At 46.0% G+C, this 23,821-nt stretch carries 22 protein-coding genes and 1 other RNA gene; 11 read left to right on the forward strand and 12 right to left on the reverse strand.

What is annotated here, in order from left to right; all coding sequences use genetic code 11:
* Nucleotides 1-59 precede the first annotated feature (59 nt).
* The 3 genes from L0B52_RS03410 to L0B52_RS03420 are packed head-to-tail and all read right to left on the reverse strand — an operon-like array spanning nucleotide 60 to nucleotide 2,370.
* Nucleotides 60-689, reverse strand: coding sequence for an aminodeoxychorismate/anthranilate synthase component II (locus L0B52_RS03410; RefSeq protein ID WP_235065142.1), 630 nt, complete (start codon nucleotides 687-689; stop codon nucleotides 60-62).
* Complete coding sequence (locus L0B52_RS03415) at nucleotides 689-2,089, reverse strand: anthranilate synthase component I family protein (protein WP_235065143.1); 1,401 nt, start codon at nucleotides 2,087-2,089, stop codon at nucleotides 689-691. Before L0B52_RS03415 ends, L0B52_RS03410 begins: the two co-directional genes overlap by 1 nt.
* A complete protein-coding gene (locus tag L0B52_RS03420; RefSeq protein WP_235065144.1) occupies nucleotides 2,086-2,370 on the reverse strand; it encodes a Trp family transcriptional regulator in 285 nt (94 codons plus the stop codon). Before L0B52_RS03420 ends, L0B52_RS03415 begins: the two co-directional genes overlap by 4 nt.
* Before the next feature lie 232 nt (nucleotides 2,371-2,602).
* On the opposite strand from L0B52_RS03420, the gene frdA reads away from it, so the two are divergent.
* From frdA to frdD, 4 genes are read left to right on the forward strand one after another with little or no spacing between them, the layout of a single operon-like run.
* Nucleotides 2,603-4,369, forward strand: a complete 1,767-nt coding sequence (gene frdA, locus L0B52_RS03425; protein WP_235065145.1) for a fumarate reductase (quinol) flavoprotein subunit — start codon at nucleotides 2,603-2,605, stop codon at nucleotides 4,367-4,369.
* 14 nt (nucleotides 4,370-4,383) lie between these two features.
* Complete coding sequence (locus tag L0B52_RS03430) at nucleotides 4,384-5,139, forward strand: succinate dehydrogenase/fumarate reductase iron-sulfur subunit (protein ID WP_235065146.1); 756 nt, start codon at nucleotides 4,384-4,386, stop codon at nucleotides 5,137-5,139.
* Entirely contained in the window at nucleotides 5,136-5,531 is a 396-nt protein-coding gene (locus L0B52_RS03435) for a fumarate reductase subunit C (protein WP_235065147.1), read from the forward strand. Before L0B52_RS03430 ends, L0B52_RS03435 begins: the two co-directional genes overlap by 4 nt.
* A gap of 9 nt (nucleotides 5,532-5,540) precedes the next feature.
* Nucleotides 5,541-5,891: a fumarate reductase subunit FrdD gene (gene frdD, locus L0B52_RS03440; protein WP_235065148.1), complete on the forward strand. Its 351-nt coding sequence runs from the start codon at nucleotides 5,541-5,543 to the stop codon at nucleotides 5,889-5,891.
* Nucleotides 5,892-5,975: 84 nt separating this feature from the next.
* On the opposite strand, the gene L0B52_RS03445 is transcribed toward frdD, so the two are convergent.
* A complete protein-coding gene (locus tag L0B52_RS03445) occupies nucleotides 5,976-6,527 on the reverse strand; it encodes an alanine racemase C-terminal domain-containing protein (protein ID WP_235065149.1) in 552 nt (183 codons plus the stop codon).
* A complete protein-coding gene (locus L0B52_RS03450) occupies nucleotides 6,503-7,093 on the reverse strand; it encodes an alanine racemase (protein WP_235065150.1) in 591 nt (196 codons plus the stop codon). The genes L0B52_RS03445 and L0B52_RS03450 overlap by 25 nt, the downstream gene beginning before the upstream one ends.
* A 344-nt stretch (nucleotides 7,094-7,437) precedes the next feature.
* On the opposite strand from L0B52_RS03450, the gene L0B52_RS03455 reads away from it, so the two are divergent.
* The 7 genes from L0B52_RS03455 to L0B52_RS03485 all read left to right on the forward strand — a co-directional run bounded on the left by L0B52_RS03455 (nucleotide 7,438) and on the right by L0B52_RS03485 (nucleotide 13,117).
* Complete coding sequence (locus L0B52_RS03455; protein ID WP_235065151.1) at nucleotides 7,438-9,699, forward strand: multiheme c-type cytochrome; 2,262 nt, start codon at nucleotides 7,438-7,440, stop codon at nucleotides 9,697-9,699.
* A gap of 170 nt (nucleotides 9,700-9,869) precedes the next feature.
* Complete coding sequence (locus L0B52_RS03460) at nucleotides 9,870-10,544, forward strand: DUF4272 domain-containing protein (protein WP_235065152.1); 675 nt, start codon at nucleotides 9,870-9,872, stop codon at nucleotides 10,542-10,544.
* A 16-nt stretch (nucleotides 10,545-10,560) separates the two neighbouring features.
* On the forward strand, nucleotides 10,561-11,142 hold the full coding sequence (locus tag L0B52_RS03465) for a CbrC family protein (RefSeq protein ID WP_235065153.1): 582 nt from the start codon (nucleotides 10,561-10,563) through the stop codon (nucleotides 11,140-11,142).
* A gap of 41 nt (nucleotides 11,143-11,183) precedes the next feature.
* Entirely contained in the window at nucleotides 11,184-11,609 is a 426-nt protein-coding gene (locus L0B52_RS03470; protein ID WP_235065154.1) for a tetratricopeptide repeat protein, read from the forward strand.
* A gap of 31 nt (nucleotides 11,610-11,640) precedes the next feature.
* A complete protein-coding gene (locus L0B52_RS03475; RefSeq protein WP_235065155.1) occupies nucleotides 11,641-12,132 on the forward strand; it encodes a DUF4274 domain-containing protein in 492 nt (163 codons plus the stop codon).
* Nucleotides 12,129-12,560: a DUF4303 domain-containing protein gene (locus L0B52_RS03480; protein ID WP_235065156.1), complete on the forward strand. Its 432-nt coding sequence runs from the start codon at nucleotides 12,129-12,131 to the stop codon at nucleotides 12,558-12,560. The genes L0B52_RS03475 and L0B52_RS03480 overlap by 4 nt, the downstream gene beginning before the upstream one ends.
* A gap of 140 nt (nucleotides 12,561-12,700) precedes the next feature.
* Nucleotides 12,701-13,117, forward strand: coding sequence for an SMI1/KNR4 family protein (locus tag L0B52_RS03485; protein ID WP_235065157.1), 417 nt, complete (start codon nucleotides 12,701-12,703; stop codon nucleotides 13,115-13,117).
* Between the two features lie 173 nt (nucleotides 13,118-13,290).
* On the opposite strand, the gene L0B52_RS03490 is transcribed toward L0B52_RS03485, so the two are convergent.
* From L0B52_RS03490 to amt, 7 genes are all read right to left on the reverse strand, one after another.
* A complete protein-coding gene (locus tag L0B52_RS03490; protein ID WP_235065158.1) occupies nucleotides 13,291-13,956 on the reverse strand; it encodes a response regulator transcription factor in 666 nt (221 codons plus the stop codon).
* Nucleotides 13,953-15,848, reverse strand: a complete 1,896-nt coding sequence (locus L0B52_RS03495; RefSeq protein WP_235065159.1) for a histidine kinase — start codon at nucleotides 15,846-15,848, stop codon at nucleotides 13,953-13,955. The genes L0B52_RS03490 and L0B52_RS03495 overlap by 4 nt, the downstream gene beginning before the upstream one ends.
* Before the next feature lie 135 nt (nucleotides 15,849-15,983).
* Nucleotides 15,984-16,433 (reverse strand): hypothetical protein, encoded by a 450-nt coding sequence (locus L0B52_RS03500; RefSeq protein ID WP_235065160.1) that lies wholly within the window; start codon nucleotides 16,431-16,433, stop codon nucleotides 15,984-15,986.
* Nucleotides 16,434-16,887: 454 nt separating this feature from the next.
* The gene (locus L0B52_RS03505; RefSeq protein ID WP_235065161.1) at nucleotides 16,888-20,490 is read right to left on the reverse strand and encodes a TonB-dependent receptor; all 3,603 of its coding nucleotides are present in this window, start codon (nucleotides 20,488-20,490) and stop codon (nucleotides 16,888-16,890) included.
* Nucleotides 20,491-21,015: 525 nt separating this feature from the next.
* Nucleotides 21,016-21,705 carry an aquaporin Z gene (gene aqpZ / locus L0B52_RS03510; protein WP_235065162.1) on the reverse strand — a complete coding sequence of 230 codons (690 nt, stop codon included), beginning with the start codon at nucleotides 21,703-21,705 and terminating at the stop codon, nucleotides 21,016-21,018.
* A gap of 437 nt (nucleotides 21,706-22,142) precedes the next feature.
* Nucleotides 22,143-22,494: a transfer-messenger RNA gene (gene ssrA / locus L0B52_RS03515) on the reverse strand.
* Nucleotides 22,495-22,561: 67 nt separating this feature from the next.
* Nucleotides 22,562-23,818 (reverse strand): ammonium transporter, encoded by a 1,257-nt coding sequence (gene amt, locus L0B52_RS03520; RefSeq protein WP_235065163.1) that lies wholly within the window; start codon nucleotides 23,816-23,818, stop codon nucleotides 22,562-22,564.
* Between the last annotated feature and the right edge of the window lie 3 nt (nucleotides 23,819-23,821).

Here is a 23,821-nt window from a genome sequence, read left to right on the forward strand (position 1 = left end):
CCTTTCATTGTGTTAACCAGTGTTTACCTTAGCATTATTTGCCCTATTCGGGAATTTTTTTAACGATTTTGCGTCAAAAAATGCCCCAACATCACCTTAGCACCTTCGGTAGCAAACGACTCTGGATGAAATTGCACCCCTTGCATCGGATAGTCGCGATGACGCAGGCCCATAATCGAACTATTTCCACGGGCAGCCGCAGCAAAGCCTTGTTCACCATCGCCCACAACCGCAGTAATTTCCAGGCAATCCGGTAACGGTCGTGCGGCGCATAATGAGTGATAACGCATAATCTCCACCCCTTGCGGCAAGCCTTGAAACACCCCCTCGCCATTATGCACAATCGCTGAAGTCTTGCCGTGCATGGGGCGCTCATCGCGCACAATCTGTCCACCATAAACATGCACCATACCCTGCATGCCCAAACACACCCCAAGCATCGGAATCGTTGGCGCAAATTCACGGATGACTGAAGCGCAAATGCCAAAATACGCTGGATCATCGGGCGAACCCGGCCCCGGAGAAATCACAATCCGATCGGGCGCAAGCGAGGCCACATCATCTAAACTCAGCGCGTCATTACGTCGCACCAAGACCTCTCCACCGCCCTGTTCTTCAAGCAGTTCACCAATATACTGGTAGAGGTTAAACACAAAAGAATCATAGTTATCGATCAATAGCACCTTCATTATTCGCCCTCCGCTACCCTAAATTCATCGAGTACGCGTCGCATCGCCATCAGTTTACGCTCGATTTCTAAGTATTCATCGGCCGCGTTGGAGTCATAGACATTACCGCCACAGGTCTGCGCGTAGGCAGTGTCACCACTGATAAACACACTGCGAATCGGAATCGCAAAAATACAATCGCCATTAAACGAAAACTGCCCAACCGCGCCACCATACGGTCCTCGTCCATCAGGTTCTAAACGGTTGATGATTTTCATCGCCTCAACCTTTGGTGCGCCAGACAATGTCCCAGCCGGAAAATTCGCCGCTAAGGCGCTAAACATATCTTCATCGCTGGCCAAAATACCAACGATTTCTGATGAAATATGCTGGACATGTGAAAAGCGTTTGATGTCCATTAAATTACGCACTTTAACTGTGCCGAATCGCGCGACGCGCCCAATATCGTTACGGTGTAAATCGACCAGCATATTGTGCTCGGCAATCTCTTTTGGGTCATTGAGTAAGGCACGAGCGAGCTGGCGGTCTTCTTCTTCGGTCTCACCTCGTTTGGCTGTGCCCGCCAATGGAAACGTTTCTAACTCACCCTGACGCAAACGCAAAAGCAACTCCGGGGAAGCACCAATAATATGCTGATTAGCAAATTTAACGTAAAACATATGCGGCGATGGGTTCACTTCGCGCAAGCGGGCATAAATTGGCACTTTGTTGCCGGAAATTTGGTAATGCGATTTAAAGCCCACTTCGCACTGAAACACGAACCCCGCTTTAATGTCTTCTTTGACTTCATCAACCGCAAGCGCATGTTGCTCACGACTCATGCCATCGCCCAAATAACGGACTTCTGGCGGCCTATATTCTGGCATGGGCGCAGCAAGCAAGGCTTCAATCAGCTCAATCCGGCTGTCGTGATAATAAAAATAAAATAGCTCTCCGGTCATCTTGTCGTAGGTCAGCCCATCTAAATAAAGGCCAAACTTAAACGCTTGGAAATGCTCGCTCGCTTTCGCCCCTACGCTCGGTTCAAAAAAGTTAATCGCATCATAACCAATATAACCAAATAAACCGCCACTATGTTGTCTCGCAATCACATGATTGGGCGTCATCTCACGCAACAGCTGATAAGGATTGTCACACGAATAATCATGACGCGTCCCACTATCACGCTCAATAATCGACAGCGTATGTGGATTATCAGCGAATACCACCGCCGCTGGGTCGAAACCGATCCCATGGTAGCGCGACATATGGCTTTCGCGACCTAGCGATTCTTGCAAAAAACAGGTATCAAAACGTGCTTCCACACGACAGAATAGCGAGAAAAAGTCGATATCCTGGCTGATTTTAACCAGTTTAGGCTTAGCAGGAATATTGAATAAGTCTGGGCGATTGGTCATCATAGGTTATCCAAAGACAATTGTTTTAACTGGGGCAGGCGTTGCTCTAGTTGATACTGTTGGTAGGCACGCGCGCCACGAGAAACGGTAGCAACCCCAACGCCTAAACGATCCGCGATATCGCGCTGAGTATGGCCTTGTGCGAGCATCACAAAAATGCGTAAACGGTTCATCAGCTCGCGCCATTCCGTATCGGTGAGAAAAATAGCAAATAGTTGTTGTGTCGCTAATAAGCTATCTGCATCGTGAAATAACTCAAGCAACGCACGTTCGGTTTCATTCATTTGAGGTTCCTGTTTCAGTAAACTAGTACACTAGAATAACAAAGTTTCTCAATAATAAATAGACTAGTTCGATAATTTTTTCTAAGAAAAATCTCATCAACTCAAGTGCGATATAACAGATGGCTTAACCAGCAAAATGGTGCTTATGATTGTTCATATATACTCGGATTTTTATACATTATTTATTCTATTTTTGATATAATCATCGAAAACTACAACACTGAGGCAAAATATGGATATCATCCAAACAGATGTCGCGATTATCGGCGGCGGCGGTGCCGGTTTACGCGCAGCGATTGAGATTGCGCGCGGCGCCAGTCACAAAACCGTGACCCTTATTTCCAAAGTTTATCCAATGCGCAGCCATACAGTGGCCGCAGAGGGCGGTTCTGCAGGCGTGGTGCGCGATGATGATTCCCTCGATAATCATTTCAACGACACGGTTTCTGGTGGTGATTGGTTGTGTGAGCAGGATGTGGTGCAGTATTTCGTCGAACACGCCACTGAAGAAATGATCCAGATGGAGCATTGGGGTTGCCCTTGGTCACGCCTGCCTAATGGCCGCGCAAACGTGCGCCGCTTTGGTGGGATGAAAATTCCACGCACCTGGTTTGCCGCAGACAAAACCGGCTTTCATATGCTGCACACCTTATTCCAAACCTCAATGCAGTTTGACAATATTAAGCGACTCGATGAGCATTTTGCGCTCGATTTAATCGTTGCTGATGAGGCGGTTGAAGGCGTGCTGTGCTATGACGTGCAAAATGGGGTTAAACGCGCTGTGCAAGCAAAAAGCGTGATCATCGCTACTGGCGGCGCAGGTCGTGTCTATGCCTTTAATACCAACGGTGGCATTGTCACTGGGGATGGGATGGCGCTGGCGTATCGCCATGGTGTCCCCTTACGTGACATGGAATTTGTTCAATACCACCCCACCGGCCTGCCTGGATCGGGCATTTTGATGACCGAAGGTTGTCGTGGTGAAGGCGGTATTCTGACCAATAAAGACGGCTACCGTTATCTACAAGACTACGGTTTAGGGCCTGAAACGCCGGTCGGTGAACCGAAAAATAAATATATGGAATTAGGCCCTCGCGACCGACTCTCGCAAGCGTTTTACCATGAATGGAAAAAAGGCCGCACGATTGAAACCTCCCGCGGCGATGTAGTGAATCTTGACCTGCGCCATTTAGGTAAAACCTATTTAGAAGAACGCCTGCCATTTATTTGCTCTTTGTCGAAAAAATTTGTTGGCGTCGATCCAGTGCTTGAGCCGATTCCTGTGCGCCCTACCGCTCACTACACGATGGGCGGCATCGAAACCGATCAACGTTGCGCCACACGCATTAGCGGCTTATACGCTGTGGGTGAATGCTCTTCAGTGGGTTTGCACGGCGCGAACCGTCTTGGTTCAAACTCACTAGCTGAGCTGTGTGTGTTTGGCAAAGTGGCTGGCGAAGAAGCGCTAAAACACGCCTCCGGTCGTGATTTCAACATGAGTAAAGAGCAGTTTACACGCCTAGCTGAAACAGCCTTCACCCCACACGGCGAATTACTCAACCGCAGTAATGGCACCGAAAAACCTTCTGACATCCGCAACGCCTTAGGCGAGATGATGGAGAAAGATGTCGGCATTTATCGTAGTGCGGAAAACAGCGAAGACGCGATTAAAGCCATTGGCGAGCTAAAAACCCGTTATCAAAATGTGCGGGTTACCGATCACAGCGATATCTTTAACACCGATTGGCTAACCACCATCGAATTAGGCTATTTACTAGATGTCGCTGAAACGATGATTTACAGCGCCGCAAAGCGCACTGAATCACGCGGCTCACATCAGCGCCTTGATTATCCTGAACGTAACGACGAGCAGTTCCTCAAACATTCTTTGGCGTTTTATCAAGGCAATGACGCACCGAGCATCGTCTATAGCGATGTATTGATTACTAAATCCCAACCAGCACAACGTGTCTATGGCGCGGCTGGGGATAAAAAATAAGAGGGCCTATCATCATGAGCAATACGATTACACTTGAGGTCATGCGCTATCGACCTGATCAGGACGATACCCCATGGGCGCAAACCTTTGATATCGAATGGACCCAGGATATGTCAATTCTCGATGCCCTTGGGATCATTAAAGACGATTTTGCACCAGAATTAGCGTATCGCTGGTCGTGCCGCATGGAAGTGTGTGGTTCCTGCGGTATGGTGGTCAATGGCGTACCCAAACTGGCGTGTTCCACTTTTGTGCGTGACTATGCGGACGAAGGCAAAATCACCATTGCACCGCTCGATCAAATGCCGGTAGAAAAAGATCTGGTGGTTGATGTGAATCCTTTTGTGGAAAAACTCGCCTCCGTAACCCCCTATATCGTGCCGAAAAAAGCACGCAGCATTACCGAGAAAGAATATAAACAAACGCCCAAGCAACTCGCTAAATTCAAGCAATATACGATGTGTATTAATTGCATGCTGTGTTATCAAGCTTGCCCGCAAATCGGCATCAATGCAGATTTTTTAGGCCCGGCAGCAATTTCTTTAGCACACCGTTATAACCTTGATAACCGTGATGCTGGCAGTAAAGAACGCTTCAAAACGCTGAACAAAGAAGATGGTGTGTGGCCGTGCACCTTCGTCGGCTACTGCTCTGAAGTCTGCCCGAAACACGTTGACCCAGCCGGCGCTATTCAGCAGGCTAAAGCACAAGGTGTTCCATATTGGGCGCTGTCATGGTTCAGTAAAGAAAGTGAGGAGAGCGCATCATGAGTCGAAAACCTTATCAACACCAACAGCCCGCTAACTGGTATATGGCGAGTAATTTTTACAAGCTCTATATGTTGCGCGAACTGACCAGCGTACCGGTTGCCATTGCCTCGTTCAATCTATTCTGGGGCATCGCCGCACTCGCGCTAGCTTCTCCTGAAGCGTGGACAAAATGGCTGGCTGTACAGGCCCATCCGCTGATGATTATCTTTAACTTATTTGCCATTGTTGCTGCGCTGTTTAACACCATCAAATGGTTTGAGGCGATGCCAAAGGCGATTCGCGTACAAATTGGTGAAAAATTTGTCGAAGACAAAAAAATGATTCTCGGTAACTGGGTGGTATTCGCAGCGATCACCATCGTCCTACTCGCCCTCGTCATCCTCATGGCTTAAGGAGCAAATATGTCTCACAAACACCTCAAACCCTTATACTGGGGACTCTTCTCGGTTGGCGGCACCACTGCTGCCTTATTCCTTGCGCCAATTGTGCTGGTGCTGTGTATTTTATTGCCGCTGGGCGTCCTCGGCGATCCACAAACCTTCTACGAAAACGCGCATCCTTGGCTAAGCAATTGGTTTATTTTCCTAATTGCTGCAGGACTGATTTTTACTTTTTTGTGGCACGGCATGCACCGTTTTTATTACATCCTGCACGACTTACACATTCATGTGGGCAATAAAACCCGCTTAACGTTCTACGCCATCGCGATCATTGCGCTGTTAATTACCTTGGGTATTGGCTGGTTTGGCTAATGCCTTAGCAGATTAAGAGGCTTGGTGGTTGCCCTCCCCCGCATCATCAGGTGCGGGTTTGCCCGCTCGCCTCAGCGGGCTTTTTTAGACAACCACGCGTGGATTGCACCGCCCCCACACCGTATAGAGATCTTCCATCAGCGCTTGGTTAATTGTCTCAATTTCCGATTCGCTGATGCATTCTTGTCCTTGGCGGCCAAAAATCACCACTTCATCGCCTAAACGTGCCTCTGGGATATCGCTGATATCAATGGTGGTGACATTCATCGACACCCGTCCAATTACCGGCGCACGCTGCCCGCGCACCAACATCTCACCACGATGACTAAACGCGCGCCGATAACCGTTAGCATAACCAACCAGCACGGTTGCGACCCGACTATCCCGACGCAACACATGCTCACGCTCATAACTCACGCTGCTGCCTTTAGGATATTCATTGATGCTGGCAATACGCGTTTTAAAGCGCATAATACTGCCACCGAGCGACACCCCGGGTATCGCCATCTCGCCATACAGCGCCTCGCCTGCGCGCACCCTATCTAAATGGGTGTTGGCATCACTCAACAGCGCATACGAATTCGCCGCATGACAACAGATTTTTTCACGATTTAGCCCCCCACTTCGATCAACCAATCACATTCCTCTCTAAATCGTGCCAGACTTTGGCTGATATCATCGCGGTGCTCTTTCGGAAAGTGCGTCATGATGCCGCGTGGGGTCAAACCTGGCAACTGTAGAATCGCGCGCGCCTGTTCGCGACCATCGCCATGGCGCAAATCGAGACCATTACGGCCCATACCGGCAGAATTGAGTTCAAAATGATATGGGATTTTGATCCCAGCAGCTTGCGCATGAGTGCTCATCTGCGCGGCATTATCAAGATGACCAATAAGCTCAGTCACCCCATATGGCGCCGCTTCAATCACTTCCTGCTCTGTAGCGCTGCGAAGGCGGATAATTTCGCCCTCGTAGCGAGGCTGCTGCTGGGCAACTATCGCGAACAGCTCACTATTATCAGCAATAGCAACACAAGAAATATTTTCTGCAATAACCGTCGGTAACACATTAGCAATCCCCATGCCGTAGGCATCCGCCTTCATGACCACACAGAGCTCACTACGCCCAATCACGTCCTTCACAGCACCAATATTGTCCGCTAATTGCGCACAATCAACCTCCAACCAAGCAGGATATTGCATAACCCAAAGTCCTAAAATCAAAACCCAAGCATCATATAACCAAAAGTTGCGCAGACCAACTATGCACCAGCACAACACCTCATTATAGGCCAACCACTCAACACAACTTAACCCCCAACACACTGTTAACATTAAAAATAAGTTAATTATTCACAAGCCACCCCTCTCCTGATTTTAACAAAAAAAGAGAATATAAATGATTGTCATTAACTTTAATATTAGCAAAAACAATATCTTAGGGATGAAAAATGCGTTAAGAAGGCGTATGATTAAAGAAACAAATGACGACGATTGCGTTCGCATGATTATAACGCTCGATGAGGCATGTCGAAACGGAGAGTAGTATGAAAACACGAATAAACCAGTTTATCTGTCTAAGCGCTCTTATGGTTATAGAGCTGTTTTTTAGTCCGGCAATCGCAGCAGAAGACTTCCCTGCTCCTAGCGAGGGTTGTCTCACTTGTCACCAAGGCATTGAACCGATTAGAGATCATGATTCGTTGATGATGCAGCAAATCTATGCCATGAGTAATGGTATGGGCGACCCTAATGGCTGTGTGGTCTGTCATGGTGGTACCCCAGAAGAAACAGAAGACGCCGACCTCGCCCATAGCGGGACACCAAAAGGCAGTCCACTTGAAAACTTCACCCCGGTTCCTGCCTCATTTGCTGTGATGGATAAAACCTGTGGCATGTGCCATTACCAGCAAACGCAAAGTATCCGTAAATCGATCATGTCCAATGAGTCTGGCAAGATCAAAGTCATCACTTATGGCTGGGGCGTTAACAACGATGATTATCTCCACCGCTATGGCAACCAGGACATGCAAGACAGCGACGGACCAACCCCTATTTACGGTTCGCCGGAATATAAAGCGTATGTAACAGAGATTGTCGCGCAACATGCTGACCGCATCCCGAGCGAACTCAAGAAGATCCCTCAAGCCGATATGTCTTCACTGGAAGAGTTTCCTGAGCAAGCCGCTTATAGCTTCCTGCGCAACTGTAACGCCTGTCACTTACCAGGCAAAGGCAAACCGAAAAAAGGTCATTACCGTGGCCTAGGCTGCGCTGGCTGTCATATTCCTTATGGTTTAGAAGGTCAATATGAAGGCAACGACCCATCTATTGACCCTGAAGCAAAAGGGAAAATGTTAGTCCACTCAATGCAAGGGACTGAAAAATCGAAAGTGCAAGTGCATGACACGGAATATTCCGGTATTCAGATTGCCACCTGTAATGCCTGTCATAGCTCAGGTCGTCGCGTTAGCCTCTCCTTCCAAGGTTTGTTCGCGGCCGATAGAACAACCACTTATGCACCGTTTGACGCTGAAGGGAATATGCAAGGCCCTAGCTCAACGTATTTATACAAACACCTCAGAGCCGATGTACACTTCGACGCTGGCATGATCTGTCAGGATTGCCACACCTCGCCAGACTTACACGGTAACGGCAATATTGGCACAGTCGCATTGGCCAACGTTGAGCCAGAGTGTCAAGACTGCCACGGCACACCAACTGACTACCCTTGGGATCTCCCATTGGGCGTTGGTGATGAGCTCATCGATCGCGCGAAACTCAGCGAAGATAGCGCTGTGTTGAGCCTGCTCGACGAGCCTAGAGGTTTAGCAGAAAATTCGATGACGATTACCCAAACCTACGCCACCACTTACGATAAGAAAGATGGCTATTTAATCTCTTCACGTGGTAATGCTTTTGGTAACGTGGTTAAAGACGGGGATAAAGTTATCCTGCATTCAGCCACCGGCAAAACCCTTGAAGTGCCTATCTTGAAAGATATCGAAGACAACAACCTCTGGCAAAACCCTGAAGGTCGTCTAGCGATGGTCGGTGCACCGAAACATTTAGAAACCATGGAATGCTACGCCTGCCACGCCACTTGGGCGCCTTCATATCTCGGTTACACCTATAAACTCGACTATTCTGAAGGTAACGAAATGGTTGATTGGGTTGAATCTTCGGCGAAAATCAATCCTGATGGTACAACCTCAGATACTGATGGTGAGAGCATGGTGATGCAAAAAGGCGCACCGTCTGGTGACTACTCGCATGCGCGCTGGGAAGAACCTGTATTGGGTATTAACGGCGAAGGTCGCGTCACACCACTGGTTGGGGTAATCCAAACCACCGGTACGGTTGTTGACGAAGAAGGTAAGGTCGTGTTGTTGAATAATGTGGCTAAACGCGAAGAAGATGGCATGCTAACCATCGATATGCAGCCATTGAACCCACACACCACGACCAGACAAGCCCGAGGCTGTAGCGATTGTCACCTCAATGAAAAAACCATGGGGTATGGCATGAGCGGCGGTGATGTGAGCGCTGATCCACAAAGTCAGTTCTATCTGGGTCTAAAAGATGACGACGGCCAGCCGATAGCCAAGCAAAATACAGCACCTCAAATCGAGTCCATCAAAAACTTGAACAATGGTGACTATATGACGATCTTGGATCAAGACGGCAACCAACAGATGGCTGTTGGACCACACTTCGAACGTTCAGGACCGCTTTCTGAAGCACAACGTGATTCACTGAAAGACCCTGACTATTTAGACAAAGCCAAAGCGGCGTTAGAAGCACAGTAAAACGCCAGCCTGCCATAGCAATATCCATTTACGCTATGGCAGGCTTTTTCGTTCAGCCCACTCACCATAGTTGGCATTTCTACCCTGTTCCCCAAAAAACAAGTTTTTATTGTGATCTTGACGATAGTATTGCACTATAAGTGCTCGTTATCTTAGCCAAAGAGGACGCGATGCGCCCCCAAGAAATCAGAGATAAGAATGTCGACAAACTCATGTCACTCGGGTTTAAGCCCGCACAATGGCTACCGCTTTCTGAGCAGCAAACGCTACGTCCTTATGAGGAAATCGCCGCTCGCCTTTATGCCCTCGATGCCCTCATTTGCTGGGTAGTTTTTAGCGAAGAGCAAACTGCCTCACAGCGTATTAAGCGCTATATGGATAATAATCATTTATCTGCGTTTATGACTGATGACGAGTTAGCAATATTCTCACTAACGCGCAGCAAAGCCAATCAAACCTATATTGATAACATTGGCTGGTATTTGGAAAACGTCTGGGCCTTAGCCTGGGTATTAGGATTTACTATTGAACCTGAGGTTAGCATCGGACAACTGCCCAACGACATCACCAGCGCGTTGATGTATGATTTTTTACCGGGCTTAGAGGCCAGTGTTGACGACATACTGTCTGCCAACCAACCGCGCAGCCTGGAAGAAGTGGTCAAACTCGAAGACCTTTATTATTGCGCACACAACGCTGTAAGAAGCGCACAACTCGGCCACGACACGCTCCCTGAAGGCTACCACCCCATCAGCGATGGTGGCGCTATCCATGAACGCAGACACAGCCTGACTTGGTGTTTATCTCCAGGTATTAGCTGGGAAGATACCGACCTGAGCACTTAAATACTGAGATAAGCTTATGGGGACACACTTTAGCTATATTGCCGATCAGGCGCTCCCTTCACTCGAAGAAGAAGAGGTGTGTCAGCACTGCGAGCAAGAAGGCATCAAGGCGTATGCGGTCCGAGCGACTATCTTAGATCCTTCATTAAGCGCTGACCCTGAGCTTGCAGAAGAAGAACCTCAGCTTAACTATGCCTGTGAAAGCTGCATTAAATCTGGCAATCTCGCCTTAGACGAAGATTATCTCAATGATTTAAAAGCCAGCTTGCCCAAAGGCCTTCATAACCGCATTGAAAACCCTCAGTTTGCACATCAACCGTATATCCAGTTTCTACACCATAACGATTGGCCGTTTTGCTGCCATGATTTGACCGAATATATCGGTGAAACACCCGAAGCCGATGAAGATTATGCGACCTTCACCTGCTGGCGACCCATGTCGCCATCGGTTGCTGATTATGCGTTACAAGATTTTTATCCCTTAGAAAATATTGAGCCGTTTTTTACCATGCGGCTTTTTCGCTGCCTTCATTGCGCAGCAAAATATTGGAATTTTCAATATAGCGGATTGCTATGGCCTGGCCCAACACACAGTTGATTCAGCGTAGAAATTTCTTTACCAACCAATGAGAGCCCATCATGAACGAGATCGACGATAAAACCTATGCAGAGATTCAAGACTTATGCGATAAAGGCGACGATTTTGCAGATAACGGCGATTATCATAACGCCCTAGCCCATTTCTGGCAGGCCTTTGATTTAGTCCCTGAACCCAAAACAGATTGGGATACCGCCACATGGATTTTAGCGGCCATTGGCGACACGAATTTTTTGGATAAAGATTTTCAAGCAGGCGTTGAACACTTATCTCAGGCGATGCACTGCCCTGACGCGATTGGTAATCCGTTTATTCATATGCGCTTGGGGCAATGTCAGTTAGAGATTGGCAATCTCGATAGAGCGACAGACGAATTACTGCGCGCTTTCGCTCTAGAAGGTGATGATATTTTTGCGGAAGAAGATCCAAAATATCTCGCTTTTCTCAAAGCGCGTGTCGATATTTAGTATTTCTAGAATCTGCTCCAGAGGCTATAGCATGAGCCAACAAGCGATAGATAACATCCTTAATCGCTGTCCTAACGAGAAACGGATCGCGCTGGTTAAGGCGTTAGATAATCCTGCTGATTTATTTACCCTGCTGTGTCAATACAATTGGGATGATGGGTTTGAATTACCTTACGCCGTAGTGACCCACGAACAGTGTGATCTAGGTTTAGCACTGATGCTCTTTTGGGAAGAGGCTATTGTGCAGTTATATTATTTTAATCCTGATAAATATTGGCTGAATACATCGGCGAGTAATCACGAAGGGAGGTTGTACGAGCTTAATTTTTGTAAAGTGATTGTTGATGGCATCAGAACACAGGCATTTAAAAAAGCCGTTAATGAATATGACACGGGTTTCTATGGCGAGCACCTACACCCAGAGAATGAACGCAAGGCCAAAATCAGAGCGTATAAAACACGTATCGCGCTGAGAAGAGGAGAATTTGAACCTGTTTTCTTACAACCCTGTTTTATCGAATGACTTACCCATTATTAAAAGAAGCCATCAAAACGGCTACACGAAAAACTTATCAAGCGATGCTTGCATATGTTGGCGATGAGCAAATCTATTATTTTGTACTAACCACAGTTGGGGAGGCCTTATCTCCCGGACAATCTGCTTGGACAGAACAGTTGTTAGAGGAAAAAACACAACAAAGCCTCGGCTTATATCTTGATAACTACGAAGCATTAAAAGACGACTTAAGATGGTCGTATTCAGATTCGCCTCTTTTTTGTTTTGGAGCGCAATATTTCGAACCCGTGACACAATTATTCCTCGCTCGGCCAGAATTGACCTATACCATGAGCGATGAGGCGTGGGAAAAAGAATATCAATTTAGAATCTCTGAAATGACTCAAGCGCTCATAGAGCTCGATGAAGAAGGTCTTTTTGGCGTTAATGCGTAAAGACAAAAGATTATGGTCAACCTTGAAATCAATCCAGCAGATGACTCAAATAGTGCACGCGCAAAGCGACTCAATCCCAATGGTGGGGTTGTTGATCAGTGGTTACAAGCCTGTGCAGAATGAACAACCTATAGCCCGTTATGCCCTTTCCAATCGATATCACAGTTATTGCTGAGACCGAACAGACCTTAGGGTTGACGTTCCCACCGCGCTTTAAAGCAAGAATGTGCCTTAGCAACGGCGGGGAGTTGTGTACAAAGAAAGCAGTTTGGCAGCTGTTTCCTTTTTGGGATAAATCCAGCAAGAAACATATCAGCAGAACAGCTAACCATATTATTATAGAAACTGAACAAGCCAAAAAATGGATTGGGTTTCCGCATGAAGCCATCGCTATTGCCGCAAATGGTTTTGGGGATTTATTGATCCTCTTACCAAGTGCAAAAAGCAGTAAACAATTAGGCGAAAAACTCTATGTCTGGTCTCACGAAACTGGAAAAATCAGAAAAGTAGCCGATACAATAGACGCCCTCGACTTCCCAAGCGAAAAACGTCTCTGATTTTTAATATGTTCTTTTTTAGTCTTCAGCATAAAATAACCAGACCGCAAATTTTTACTGTAGTTAATCAGGTGGTAACTTCAAAAAGAATTATATCTGTCTGAACACCATAGATTGCATCACGCCAATAGTTTAAATACTGTATAGCATGAAAACCAAGGTAGAGTTATTTTTTAGAGTTTATTTGGTAGTTCTTGGCTGTATTGATTAGCGAAAACTGCCGCTTGCACACGGCTGCGTAAATTCAGTTTTTTTAGAATATTTTGCACATGTACTTTGATCGTATTTTCCGACAACGACAGTTTGGCGGCGATCGCTTTATTGCTGATGCCGCGAGCGATGTAATGCAGGACTTCTACTTCTCTTCGCGTCAGAGCAGACAACGCGTTAAGACGGTCTACACTCTCTGCCGGATGCAATTCTTCCACTAAATGACTGACCATATCCGGTGACAAAACTTTGTCTCCCGCCATGATTCTCCGAATAGCATTGATGAGAAATGAAGTATCTGCATTTTTCAGAACATAACCTTTCGCACCTAGGGATAGACACTTCTGTAAATCAGCCGCGTTCTCAGAAATCGTCAGAATCAGTACCGGTAATTCTGGGCAAACTTCACTAATACGGATTAAGGTTTGCAAACCGTTGATATCCGGCATGTCCAAATCCAATAGGACAATATCGGGTTGGCAGGTTGTGATGAGTGCCACACCATCCACTCCATTCGCAGCTTCTCCTATGACAGTAAATTCTGGTTCTTGTATCAACAAAAAGCGCAAGCCTTGCCGGAAGAGCGCATGGTCATCAATCAATACAATTTTGACGAGTGGCTTGTTCATGAATTACCTTCTGGCAGTAGGCGAGGGATAATGAGCCGGATTCTGGTGCCACATCCGGGGGAAGAATCAATATACAGCGTGGCATTGATTTGATCAGCACGTTCACGCATGATAAACAAGCCAATGTGCGCTTCTTCCGCTTCTGACAAGCGTTGTACTTCGTCGTAATCAAACCCACATCCATCGTCCTCAATATTCATGCAGAAATCACCGTCATTATCGATGACCACGCTGATATTTTGTGCCCCAGAGTGTTTGCGGATATTGGATAAAGCTTCTTGCAGAATAAAGATTACTTGGGTTTGTTGCGCTGCATCCAGATAAATTTCATCACTGAGAATATACAAGCGCGTCGGTAGTCCGACCTGTTTCTGATAGTGGACAATCACCGCCTCAATCGATTCATGAACACTTTGGTATTGGATACGTGTGCGGAAATTATTCAATAATTCGCGCACATCTTCGTAACAATGATGGATACCATTTTGAATCAGCGTAATATTTTCTTGCAGGGATATCTCCTTACTTAGGTTCGGATGACGACACAAAATCTGGAACTGCATATTGAGAAAAGACAAAGATTGAGCGATGCTGTCATGCAACCCGCGCGCAATCAAATTACGCTCTTCCAGTACAGCGTATTGTTTGTGCAGGCTGTTTAAGTAAGCGTTCTCATGGGTGATGGCCAATTGTGCGTTTAAGAGTTTTAATAACCGCACATTTTCTTCGGATAAGGTTTTATCGGCGCCTAAGTACAGCACTAAGAAGCCTTTAATAGTGTTTACATACCGAACCGGTAATAACCATAATGATACCTCCGATTTCCCATCACCACGTATCCGCAATAATGCGGTATCGTCATCATCACAGTGGGATGCGAAATATTCATCCAGTGAGATATTGTGTAACTTTGCCAAAAGCGGTTCGGAAAGCTGATACGCGGCGTTTAATTTTTGCTGTGTCGCATCCGTTAGCGAGAGATAGCCACCATCCACCGCTTGTGGTGACAGAATCTTCTCCAGAAATATCTGTAACGTTTCCTGGCCAAAAGTATTGGCATGCAGATAGGAGGTAACTTGATACAATAATTCCCAATCCTGTTTTTGGCGCAGCAAGGCGTGGGTCTTTATCGCAATTTTATCTTCCATATGCGCGTACATATCTTGTAGATGATGCGCCATCAGGTTGAATTTTTTCGCTACTTCTTCGAATTCGTCATGCGAATGCAGATGCAGACGTGCCGATAGCTGTCCTTGTGTGAGCCTATCAATGGTTTGATTGAGTAAGGTCAGCGGATTGATTACCCAGCGGCGCAACATCCAAAAACTAGCGGCCACCGAACACAAAATCAGTGCAATCAAACACAGACGAATAATGCGTAACAGATGAATATTGTCGGTATTATCTCGTTCGATGGCTTGCGCGTGCAGATTAATATTTGTAGTTAGGATATCGGCCTGCTGCATTAACTCCGAGAGATTATCTGTTCCTTGATAAGCTTTTGTAGCAGCAACGATGAAATGATCTACTCCTTGTTCAATATCCACTAACGTGTGTTGCACAGTAGTATTATCAGCACGATATGTTGTCACCGAATCGACATTTTCGCTAAGCCGAGCTAAAGCCTCACGAGTGAGAGTAATCTGTTTAGTGAATTGCTTGGATGATTCCTCTCGACTACTGGTTAACAACAGGCGATAAATCTGTTTATTCAAGTTTCCCATTTGGTTGATTACCACACCGCGATCTTCCAAGCGCCAAGTAATCAACACCGTTTGACTGACAAATACCAAAATGCATAACGCCCAGATAAAAATCGTCGACAACAGTTTATACGATAAACTTTTGAAGCCCGCTACCGGGATAATCGAAGGAGCGTGCAACGATGTCATAAACGAGTGTGGCGTTAAATAAAAATAGTTATTATTTATTTTAGCAGTATCCAGAATATCTGTCAGCCACCTTGTCACCTTCAGAAGCATTTGGACGAGTGTGCCCACGCACCACGAATATCAACCTGTCCCTTATTACCAAGCCCAATAAAATATCGCCTTTGCCAGAAAAATAATTAAAATCATATGGGTAAATACACTAAGATGGATGATTTTGAAGTATGCGCTTTTCATTCTTTTGCTAATCAGCAGAAACATGGCCGTAAAAAAATGACACAGTACGCTTATTGCTAGAATGATTTTAAGTAGTAGCAAGCTGGCGAATCCTGTTTGCAATGGGTGTTCCAGCATCGGTAAATAACGCCCCCATATCATCCCCAGCCCTCCGCCATAGAGCATCAGCAGCACCCATGGCATAATTTTACGCGCGCGGGATCCAATAGAAATTTCCAGTGCATTCATAAACTCCGCTGGAAATTGTTTGCGGATGCCTTCTAAAATCAACACCTCAAAAAATACAGCGCCAGCAAAAATTACTGCGGCAAATAGATGTATGGTTAGAAAAACAGGGTAATAGGCTTCCATAAAAATAATTCTTTAAAATAAATATTTTAAATTCAGTATGATCTCACTTTGTTGATAACGATAAAATGCAGAATTACTGTACTGTATTGTACGTTTAAAGCGCAGCTTGGGATAAATACCTTAGACCACCATTGCCGAACACCTACCTTAGCCATCAATATAGTTTGTTTAAGGAAGCCCTGAGAAGCTTACGTAGCGACTTTCGTCATTCTTTTTCTGTCATGGGAAAAGAAGAATCACTATTCTTCGCAAAAGCCACCTTATCTGTGCCATGTATCCTTACAAACAAGTTTCTTATAGATTGCTTAGAGATAAAAATCTCCTTATCACAAGTTAAAAAAAACTACCGCCGTTTTTTTGCAAGATGAAAAAACCGGTAAAAAAAGAGGTAGGTTGTTTGCCAGATTATAACAATCTGGCGTTATTTTATGTTTATGCGTAGTCAAGCTTAAAATCAGAACCTGCCTTTAAACCCGACGCTAAAGGTACGTCCTGGTCCGGGTACGGCGACACTGGACATAGGGTCAAGATAATAGCGGTCGGTTAGATTAGTAATCCCAAAATTCACGGCGAAGTTCTTATTGATTTGATAGCGGCCATAGGCATCTATTACCAAAGAAGAATCCCAGCTATAAGGTTTGCCGGTCGTATCATACATCGAACCAAAACCTTCTTTGAGCAAGCGGTCATAGCCGGAATTGTCCACCTTGCTGTGATAAACCCCACGCATACCCAGCTCCAGTTTCTCATCCAGCAAGCGCGTACCCACATCCAGATTGAGTGAATATTTAGGCTGCAGAGCTTGGTAAGAGCGGGTTTTGCCAAAGCTGCCTTCCACACATTGTGGTGCACGACGCAAATACATATCGTGCAAAAAAGCTACTTGGCGGTCACACATTTTTTGTGACAAACGATAGGTGGCGCCGAACGAAGCAAAGTAATTACCAGTGTCAATGCGGCTTTGCAGCTCCAACCCTTTGCTGGTTTTTTTATCGTACTGATAAATCGCCCAGTCATTAGAAGTATCAATCACATTTTTTATCGTATTGCTGTAATAGGTCAGGCGTACATCACCATAGCGCAGCTGTGGCCAATAGGGGGTAAAGGTAAAGCCATAGCCTATTTCCCAATTGGTGCTGCGCTCAGGTTTGAGCACAAAACCAGGCTTGATTGGTACATCAAACTTAGCCACACCTTCACTGGAACTGGCAATTTCATAAACGCTAGGGAAGCGGGTTAACTGTGCATAGCGGGCAAAAATGCGCTGGTTATCGCTAAGGTGGTAGGTAACCGCCAGCATAGGCGACCAGGCTTGGTGATTGAGTTTGGGTGGGATCGCCCATTTTTGCTCTTCAGTAAGACCTTTAACGATGTATTGGTATTCAGGTCCACCAATATCTTGTATATAACCATGTCCGGGCTTTCTGGCATCCCCTGCGTACGCAGACGCAGAAGCACCGTTGGTGTAGCGTAATTTATTTGTCTCATAACTGTTCGGATTACTGCCAGTTGGTATAAGGTGCTTGTAATAAGAACCACTCAACCCTTGGACATTGCTGACTTTCTCATCAAAAAACCCGGGAGTAAAGGTTTTTTCCACCTCAGAAATATCCAGTCGCTTATTATGATAGGGCACATAAATGGCACGGCTACGGTAATAGGCCTTCGGGTTAGGGTTCGTACGGCCGCCATCCCCATAGCTGTCGGCAGTGGTAATGTTGATCCGATAGGTATCTGAATTATAATAGGTGCCATAACCCCATTTTTTGCCGTGAGCTTGCTTTGATTCGGTCAATGCTTTGGCGGAAGCAGTCCATTCTGGTGTGCCAGGAGTAGACGCACTAAACACTCTTTCAGCTTCTTCTACTTTTCTCCAATCTTTTAATTCAGCATCACTGAGCAATTCTTTATAGCCCATATTGTAGCCGTCTATATAAGTGGTTTCGCCATTGCCGCCGCCACCGTAGCGTGGGTTGCGGCTTTTGCGTGCTGCGGCCAGTGCGACATCTTCGCCTTGAAAGCTTTGATAACGCACGCCTGCTTGAATCTCTAAACGATCGGTAGGCTGCCAGTCAAAACTGATATTAGTGCCCCATTCATACCGTTCAGCACTGCGCGGTCCGGCCGCCGCCGCCATACCGGTGACAATGCCATACATATTAAACAGATCATTGGAATTGATGATTTTTGTGCTTTCTTCTAGTTTTTCACGTTGGTAATCCGCCGATATCGTCATGGCTAAATTATCGTGCAAGAGAAAACGGTTACTAATATCAAAGCCGCTGCGAGTAACATTTGTGCTTTGCTGGGCACCAGAAATCACCTCATAGCGGTTGGGGCTGAGTTTATTGTACTGATCCTGATTGTGTGCCTGTGCCATTTTAATGGTTCTTTCAATATCCGATGGAGTAGCGGGAAGACCCATACCTTCCAGCATTTGTTTGATGCTGGCGGGATCGGTTGGTATATATTGCGGTGCTGGCTTATTGGCATCGGATAGTTTAATTATTTCGGCTTCGGTAGTATTTTCGTCCCAATCTATACCATAAAAGGTTTTGTACTGATTACGGATATCAGCACAGGTTTGACCAATACTGGCTCGTTCCGGAGACGGTTTACCGCGTACATTACACCAACGCCAGGCATCATAAAGCTGATCCGGTTTATTAACAACCAGTGGCATAGCGCCACTTTGATGGCGTTCACTGTCGGTACGTACATGCCAGGCATTGGCTTGCAAGTTAATCCATTTGTTGTTTTCCGGCTGCCATTCATAGTCGATTTTATAAGTGCCAGTTTGAATTTTACTGCTGATATTCGGTACTTGTGGTGGTGGAGGTATCTTGGAGTAACGCGAGCCTTCGCTATAATTTAAAATATAGCTGGTAACAAACGGATTAACCTCACCAAACAGGATATTGGTATTCATATATTGCAGACCGATTTTCTGTTCATTCGGCAAATACCAGTTGTTTTTCAATAGCAGGGTGTTGGTTTCAGTATTGCTGTTAAATACTTCTTCGCCCGGGCTGTACATTTTTGCCATATTGGGTACAAAAGAAGCCGAAGTTCGGCAATCGTCATGTGTGCCGCCATTTTCAGAACATGTTATCGAACCAAAAATCGGATTATTCATATAGGCATCCGCGCCGTGCTTACCGGCAAAGTAATTGCCTTTACTGCGGTAGCTGTAGGCGGCCAAGCCATCGACCACATCCGTTTTAAAGGCGGCTGATAAGAGGTAAGACTGATCACCACCAAATTTAAAATTATCGGAACCGTTTTTTTGTTTGGGCGGTTCAGCGCTATCTAAAATTAATGAATGCGGGCTTTTGGTGTATAAAAAAGGATCAATCCCACCACCCGGACCATCGGCCGTTGCGCCACCGGGTAAGGTGCGATAGTCTTCCCAGCCAAGATATTTGCGCAAATCATTTTGATTTTCGGTACTGTTGCCGGAAAAAGAGGTTTTAATTTCAAAGCCCCATTTATCGCCTTCTGGGATGACATCTTCCGCTTCTATGGTACGGATCGTCATGGAGCCGCCAACCCCAGATTTTACGCCACGCGTCATCGCTGGGCTTTTTTCCACCGCGATACTACGAAACAGCGCCGGGTCAACATAATTGCGATCCCCTACACCATAGTTATTCAACCACACATCCACAGTCTGTTCGGTGCCGTCTATGGTCACTGGAATACGCCCTTTGCCAGCAATACCACGAATATTGGGGGTAATCGCGCTACCTGCAGTACGGCTATTCATGTTGTACACACCATTAAGGCCTTTGAGCACATCACCCGCCGAATCAACACGATAACGCTCCAAGTATTCTTGACCAACATAAACATTGGATACGTTTTTGCTGTATACCTGCTCCGCACCTTTTTCATCTTGGGTCAGTTTTCTACCCATGACTTCAATTTCAGACAACGACTCTTTAACTAGCTGTTCTGTATCGTTGGTATTTTGAGCTGCTGCAGGAAAAACCATGAGACAGCCTGAACCGGTAATCAACATAACCAATGTGCTACCTCTAAAGACGTTATTATTCATAGTGATTCCCTATAAAGTAAGATTAATTAATATATTTTAATAGCAATGATAACGATAATCATTAGCTAAAAATGATTAATTTACCTAGTTATTTATGATTAGTTATCCGCAGAATAGAGAGATCCATTTGCAGAAAAAATGTGTATTTTTTCGATCTTAACCCCAGATAAGAGGCATATAGAGTGGTGTGATGTTTAAGTAAAGAAGCGTTATTTTATTCGCCGAATATACACAAGTATTGTTGCAGTGCTACCGGATTTATAGAAAACACAATCATCAAGAAAAGAAAAACCGCTGATAGAACAGCGGTCTTTGAACTTAATCAGAAAAACAATTGGTGGAGATGGGGAATTTGAACCCCCGTCTGCGAATTCGCCACTACGGTAGCGCATGCTTAGCGCCGTTATTTGTGCTGACTCATCGCCTCGCCAACGCTAAACATCAGCGATGTCAGCAAAGTCTAATGTCGCAAAAGGCGTGCAGCTTTGCTGCGTCCCTACCAGCAAGTTATGACGATTTCTGAAGTTATTCTTTCTCACTACCGATAAAACGATAGACGACGGCACCAAGCACACCGCCAACGATCGGAGCTACCCAGAAAAGCCAAAGCTGTGCAACTGCCCAGTCACCAACAAAAATAGCAACACCTGTGCTACGTGCAGGGTTTACAGATGTATTTGTAACCGGGATGCTAATTAAATGGATCAATGTTAAGCACAAACCAATGGCAATAGGTGCAAAACCCTGTGGTGCACGTTTATCCGTAGCGCCAAGAATGACGACAAGAAACATCATAGTCATCACAACTTCAGTGATCAAAGCAGCTTGCAAACTATATCCACCCGGTGAATGGTCGCCATAGCCATTTGAAGCAAAACCTGCAGAAAGATCAAATCCTGCCTTGCCAGTGGCAATCAGATATAAAACACCACCTGCTGTTATGCCGCCCAAGACCTGCGCAATAATATAAGGCAGTAGTTCTTTTGCTGGAAAACGCCCTCCAGCCCACAGACCAAAAGACACGGCTGGATTCAGATGACAGCCTGATATATGTCCGATAGCAAAAGCCATGGTAAGGACGGTAAGGCCAAATGCGAGAGCCACACCAAGCAAACCTATACCAAGATCCGGGAAAGCAGCCGCTAAAACAGCGCTACCACAACCACCCAAAACCAACCAAAAAGTTCCAAAATACTCTGCAGCATACTTGTTCATACATTTATCCTTAAATTGCAATGATCCAACAAAAGTATCACCTGAATCGATTACAACGGAAAGGAACCCGAACGAATGACTCAGTGTGGAAACTATATTACCGCTTATTCAAACCCAAAAAGAAATTAATTATTATCGCCGATGAAAATTTCAGCGCTACATCGCTCAATTTGAATGTTCTGGTGCTTTTCTAAGCAAAGACCTGAGTATTTTGCCAAGCGTCACCATTGAAGAACGCGTGATCTGGCTGTGCATGCCATGGAATCTGATAACATTTTGTGGGACAGGATTGGTTTTTAGGGGTGGCCCCACATTCTGCCCCACAATCGTTCTCGAATGTAAGTGGATTGCATCCGATACTATCGGAACCCAAACAAGAAAAATCTCAATAAATTCAGCGAACTTTGGATGGTATTGGATGCTATCGTAAAAATGAGTGGTGGAGGCGGGGGGACTTGAACCCCCGTCCGCGAATTCGCCACTGTCGGTACTACATGCTTAGAGCCGTTATTTGTACTGACGCATCGCCTCGCCAACGGTCAGGCTAAACGTGCGCGAGTCTGCAAAGTCTGACTGCTACTCGGCAGACACCAGTAACAGCGGTTCTGTGTATATGTCGCTCAGTTTAAATCCACAGACAAATTTAAGTGAGCGTTAAGCGGTATTTAAGCCGCTAAAGCGTAGTTGTCGTCGTTTGCAACTATAAGTTTGAAAGGAGTTTACGAGAGTCTTTCATTCTCGGCATGCACCTAGAGCTTTGTAATCCCCGTCGAATCCAGAAACGCCCCCAAGTGAACTGGTTATTTTAACATAAAGAAGCCCGGCAATGCCGGGCTAATTTCCTTAAGATTTACGATTAGTTGTTCACGATGAACTCAGGGTAGGCATAGATGCCACATTCATGACGATCAACACCGTCGTATTCGACTTGAGGATCAACGCGAATACCGATCACTGCTTTGATGATAAACCAGACAACCAGGCTGGTGATAAAGATGAAGGCGAAGATTGAGCCAACACCAAGCAGCTGGGTGCTAAATGACGCGCTTTCCTGGCTAAGCGGTACGGCCAACAAGCCCCAGATACCACAGATACCGTGCACAGAGATCGCACCAACCGGATCATCAATTTTCAAACGGTCAATCGAGAGCACAGCCAACACAACCAACACACCACCAACGGCACCAATAATCAGCGCAAGGCCTGGTGTTGGGGTTTCTGGTGCAGCGGTAATTGCGACCAAACCACCGAGAATACCGTTGAGCAACATGGTCAAATCAGGCTTTCTCAGGATAACTTGTGCACTAAGGATCGCTGCCAAACCACCAGCTGCTGCTGCAAGCGTGGTGTTGACAAAAATCAACGCAACAATATTGGCTTCATCGATATTAGCAATCGCCAGCTCAGAGCCGCCGTTAAAGCCTAACCAGCCCAACCATAGGATCATCGCACCAAGCGCGGCCAGCGGTAAGTTAGCGCCAGGGATCGCATTAATACGTCCATCTTTGCCGTATTTACCCATACGAGGACCAAGCACTAAGACACCAGCGAACGCGGCGGTCGCACCAGTCAAATGCACCACACCAGAACCAGCAAAATCAACGAACCCAGCTTGATCCAAGAAGCCACCGCCCCACTTCCAATAACCTTGGATTGGATACAAGAAGCCACACATAACAATCGCAAACACAAAGAATGCCCACAGCTTCATGCGCTCTGCGACTGCTCCTGAAACGACCGACATCGCTGTAGCAACAAACACGATCTGGAAGAAGAAATCTGCCATACCAGAGTAAGTTGACTCGTTCGCGCCGCTAACAATTTCTTTAGCCACGTTATCGTCGCCCACAAAGAAATTAAAGCCCGGCCAATAGGCATTATTAGCCGCAACCGCCTCTCCTGGATACATCATCGCATAACCGCTCAGGTAATACATTAAGCAAGCTATACAGAACAAGCCAACGTTTTTGGTAAGGATCTCAACCGTATTTTTACTGCGCACCAGGCCGCTTTCCAGCATAGCAAAGCCTGCAGCCATCCACAGCACCAACGCACCACTCATTAGAATATAAAAGGTATCTAACGCGTAACTTAAATTAATAATATCGCTCATCTT

It is taken from the genome of Suttonella sp. R2A3 (assembly GCF_021513215.1).
Lineage (GTDB): Bacteria > Pseudomonadota > Gammaproteobacteria > Cardiobacteriales > Cardiobacteriaceae > JAHUUI01.

Excerpts from the sequence above, each read along its gene's own strand:
- L0B52_RS03410 (WP_235065142.1), bottom strand. The coding sequence starts at position 689 with ATGAAGGTGCTATTGATCGATAACTATGATTCTTTTGTGTTTAACCTC.
- L0B52_RS03415 (WP_235065143.1), bottom strand. The coding sequence starts at position 2,089 with ATGATGACCAATCGCCCAGACTTATTCAATATTCCTGCTAAGCCTAAA.
- L0B52_RS03420 (WP_235065144.1), bottom strand. The coding sequence starts at position 2,370 with ATGAATGAAACCGAACGTGCGTTGCTTGAGTTATTTCACGATGCAGAT.
- frdA (WP_235065145.1), top strand. The coding sequence starts at position 2,603 with ATGGATATCATCCAAACAGATGTCGCGATTATCGGCGGCGGCGGTGCC.
- L0B52_RS03430 (WP_235065146.1), top strand. The coding sequence starts at position 4,384 with ATGAGCAATACGATTACACTTGAGGTCATGCGCTATCGACCTGATCAG.
- L0B52_RS03435 (WP_235065147.1), top strand. The coding sequence starts at position 5,136 with ATGAGTCGAAAACCTTATCAACACCAACAGCCCGCTAACTGGTATATG.
- frdD (WP_235065148.1), top strand. The coding sequence starts at position 5,541 with ATGTCTCACAAACACCTCAAACCCTTATACTGGGGACTCTTCTCGGTT.
- L0B52_RS03450 (WP_235065150.1), bottom strand. The coding sequence starts at position 7,093 with ATGCAATATCCTGCTTGGTTGGAGGTTGATTGTGCGCAATTAGCGGAC.
- L0B52_RS03455 (WP_235065151.1), top strand. The coding sequence starts at position 7,438 with ATGAAAACACGAATAAACCAGTTTATCTGTCTAAGCGCTCTTATGGTT.
- L0B52_RS03460 (WP_235065152.1), top strand. The coding sequence starts at position 9,870 with ATGCGCCCCCAAGAAATCAGAGATAAGAATGTCGACAAACTCATGTCA.
- L0B52_RS03465 (WP_235065153.1), top strand. The coding sequence starts at position 10,561 with ATGGGGACACACTTTAGCTATATTGCCGATCAGGCGCTCCCTTCACTC.
- L0B52_RS03470 (WP_235065154.1), top strand. The coding sequence starts at position 11,184 with ATGAACGAGATCGACGATAAAACCTATGCAGAGATTCAAGACTTATGC.
- L0B52_RS03475 (WP_235065155.1), top strand. The coding sequence starts at position 11,641 with ATGAGCCAACAAGCGATAGATAACATCCTTAATCGCTGTCCTAACGAG.
- L0B52_RS03480 (WP_235065156.1), top strand. The coding sequence starts at position 12,129 with ATGACTTACCCATTATTAAAAGAAGCCATCAAAACGGCTACACGAAAA.
- L0B52_RS03485 (WP_235065157.1), top strand. The coding sequence starts at position 12,701 with ATGCCCTTTCCAATCGATATCACAGTTATTGCTGAGACCGAACAGACC.
- L0B52_RS03490 (WP_235065158.1), bottom strand. The coding sequence starts at position 13,956 with ATGAACAAGCCACTCGTCAAAATTGTATTGATTGATGACCATGCGCTC.
- L0B52_RS03495 (WP_235065159.1), bottom strand. The coding sequence starts at position 15,848 with ATGACATCGTTGCACGCTCCTTCGATTATCCCGGTAGCGGGCTTCAAA.
- L0B52_RS03500 (WP_235065160.1), bottom strand. The coding sequence starts at position 16,433 with ATGGAAGCCTATTACCCTGTTTTTCTAACCATACATCTATTTGCCGCA.
- L0B52_RS03505 (WP_235065161.1), bottom strand. The coding sequence starts at position 20,490 with ATGAATAATAACGTCTTTAGAGGTAGCACATTGGTTATGTTGATTACC.
- aqpZ (WP_235065162.1), bottom strand. The coding sequence starts at position 21,705 with ATGAACAAGTATGCTGCAGAGTATTTTGGAACTTTTTGGTTGGTTTTG.
- amt (WP_235065163.1), bottom strand. The coding sequence starts at position 23,818 with ATGAGCGATATTATTAATTTAAGTTACGCGTTAGATACCTTTTATATT.